General features: G+C 42.8%; 2 protein-coding genes. Both read right to left on the bottom strand.

Features of this window, described 5'->3' with window-relative positions; genetic code table 11:
• Positions 1 to 211: 211 nt before the first annotated feature.
• The gene (pglX, locus tag ACKTSG_RS13880) at positions 212 to 2875 is read right to left on the bottom strand and encodes a BREX-1 system adenine-specific DNA-methyltransferase PglX (protein WP_407895594.1); all 2664 of its coding nucleotides are present in this window, start codon (positions 2873 to 2875) and stop codon (positions 212 to 214) included.
• Positions 2876 to 3053: 178 nt separating this feature from the next.
• The coding region (locus ACKTSG_RS13875; RefSeq protein ID WP_407891817.1) for a transposase at positions 3054 to 3306 on the bottom strand (253 nt) is incomplete at its 5' end.

The raw sequence follows: 3306 nt of genomic DNA, 5'->3' as shown, positions 1-3306 counted from the left end.
CGTCCAACTTGATACGAACAATCTCGGGTTGATCTTCGTCCATATAAATACCTCACCATTCTTATGATGAGGTCATGATACCGCTTGGCAATTGAGAGGGATAGGCGGTCTGTTATTAGGTGCTTACGATCACTCGTTGTTCATGGCGTATTCAAAGAAGCCCTCTGCATGTGTGCAGAGAGCTTCTTTGCTCGGATTTGAAGACTCAGCGCTACTTCAAGGGACTCAACAATTTCTGTCCACCTTGAGCCTTCTCATGATTGACCAATACACCATCGTCTAAGTCTAATACAATGTGCATATTCGCAACGTGTTGCAAGCTGGTATCATACTTAGCAATTTCATCAATCTGTTTGTCCAATCTAGTCACGGATTTTGTCATTTGATTGCGTTGCCGTGTGTTTGATTCAACCTCGATCATTTTTGCTAATTGGGTTCGCCGATTCACATACGCTTCTTGTAACGGATGCAGGTATGTTGTACGAATCATCGCCAAAGTATTCTCATCATAGCGATGCAAGTACATTAACGCTTTGAAACCGTTATTCTTACCAGAAGTCAATTGCCAATAAATTGGCCGCTTCTGATAAGTAGAGAGGTGATCCTTCTTGTAGAAGTCATCCATGAAGTATTTGCGAATTTGAGCTTCAGGAGTATCTCCTTTCTTGTCTAATGAATCCGCAACATATGCCAGATTCTCATCCAAATGTTCCGCCCCAAAGGTTACAGTCAAGAATTCTTTCAGTCGGTGGATGATGTCCCGATCATCATCAAAGTAATCTTCATCCGTTAGCAGAATGATATCATCCTTGTTTGGCAGAAACGTCTTGTACTTTGAAGCATTCCATTCCCCGCCTGCAAAAGCCAACCCTGGAACATCCAAAGAGTATCGACCAAACACAACACCAACAAAGTACGATAAGAATGCTTTGATATCACGCGGACGATCGGCCTTCCGTACTGAAACATCCTTATCAGCAACCTCAGGCGTAAGTTCATCTTGAAGCCCATACAAATCAATGAAGATGCGATTGAGTTCTTCTTCGTTGGACTTGAGCTGGTTGAACCGATCTTCGGCCTCTTTTGACCATTGATTAAAGGCTGCTTCGACGGTCCAGTTTCGATTATGCTCATCGATATGGGTACAGAGAATGAAGGCCTGATAATTCCAGGATGTTTCTGAATTATTCCAGTCCGCTTTTGACATACGTATGTTTTCACTGATCAATGAATCAGAATCAGGCTTTGCAATCACTTCACTTAGTACGGGGAAATTTGTAAAGTCGCCTACTTGGAGATTTATCGTCGGATTTAATATCTTAAATATTTTATCTGCAATTGGCGTAGACATAAGTCCAAGTATACGCAACAACGTCTCATGATTTTCACAATAAGCAGACATACCTGATACGTCGTGAATACTACCTGGTTCACGGTAACGTATACTAAATCCACCGCTTGTGATAAGTGACCACGTAATCGCTTCACGGAAGTAAAAACCGGTGTTTTGCGGGCGAGATCGAATCTTGCCCTGGTTGTCCGCAAAATTGCGAATCTCTTTGCCGTCTTTTTCCCAATTAACCACATAGTCATAGTTCCCATACCATTTCCGATATGCTCCACCTTTATTATATGGAAACCATTTTCGGCCAGACGCTACAGACTCGGGAATTGAATGAGCATGAAGAGTTATTGTATTCCAAGCCACTTCAAACCATAGGCGCAAGAATTTACTATTATCACCTGTTTGTAATCCAACTCTTGGTGACGCAATTTCGAACATTGGCATTCCAACTTCAAAATCACGTATTAGATTTTGGCTTGCCCAATATGCAATCGGACTCCCTGGAATCTTCTCAAAGTTCGCTTGATTAGCTCGATAAAGATATTTACATTTCGATTCGCTCAAAGCCTCCAAAACCTTATCTCGTTGAACATTCATTCCGCCTTTGAAGTCTGAAAGCTTGATATAACTACCCATGATTTCACGAGAGTTTTTAAGTACAAAACTATTAATTGGTACGGTTGCTTCTTCAAAAGCAGAGTATTCCATCTGAATAAGACTTGAGATAGATTTTGTGTTTAAGATATTGATACGCAGGGCTTCGTATGTCTTGATAAACATCCAGACAAAGGGTGTCATATACGCGGCATAGCCATTCTTCACGGTCATATTGATATTCAGCCAAATAAACACCGAAAACAAGTCGCCAGAGTATGACTTGTAGTATTTCTTCACATAGTCTTTCAGCACCTTGTTCATTTTGTTGAGGTATGGTGGGTTTGTTACGACGACTTCATAGTGTGCCTGCATAATCCCAACAATATTCAACATGCGACGCAACTGTGCCAAATTGGATTCGTCCACAAACAGATTATCTGAGCTATCCATAGTTGCTTGCTCCAGGCGTTTCAACAGACCTTGAATGTCGTAGGGATGCTCAAAGTGCATGATGGAACCAAGAGTTTTTGCGTTTAAGAAGAGATCCCGAAGTGTTGCCATATCGGCACGATCGGTGTCAGAAACCGCTAAATGAGCCAAAAACTCATCATTCAGATTCTTGGAATCTTCGAATACGTAAAGATTTAACTTCAGCTCGCGACGAAGTGCTCGACGATCATATTGGCGCACCTTCATCATGATGGCAAAGTACGCTAATTGATAGGCGCGTTTGTCGATTTCCAATCCGAAGAGATTTGATGTTGCAATCTGTTGCGCAGCCTCGCGTTGGGAGTAACCTTGTTCTTCATAGATTTTCATCAACACGTCAAAAGCGTACACCAAGATATGACCGGAACCCATTGCATTATCCAAGATATGCAACGAAGTCAGATCTAAGGTTGAATCAACAGGATGTAGTTCACCTGGCAACAAATACTTCAACCTGGATTATTCACCTCGGTATTTGGGACATGAAATCGCATCTGGCCGGTCTGAAAGCAACGTTTGGAGCGTTGCGAATACTGACTGAGCAGAGAAGTTGGTGATCGATGCACCACGAACAGACCGACCCAGTTTTCGGCTCGACGCACGACCTATTCAGTTATTCAGTTCAGGTCGCCAACTGATGGACTTCGTCCATGAGCCGACTAAACCAGTTCTTGTAAACATAGTTAGAAGCAAGATGAATCACCACACGACGGGCGTGCCAAGTAATCCTACCGGCGATGTGAAAGAGACTGAACCGTAGCGAGGAGATGGTTGAACGACGGTCTTCCGAGACAAAGAGCTGTTTAAAGAGCTGAACCAGGTTATAGGCAATACCGGTGATCAAGGCTCGTGCAGTGTTCCGTGCAAAAGTTGAG

Source organism: Lacticaseibacillus salsurae, assembly GCF_045862175.1.
GTDB lineage: Bacteria > Bacillota > Bacilli > Lactobacillales > Lactobacillaceae > Lacticaseibacillus > Lacticaseibacillus salsurae.
The sequence above is the reverse complement of the archived record's forward strand: the minus strand, read 5'-3'. Positions and strand labels throughout refer to the sequence as shown.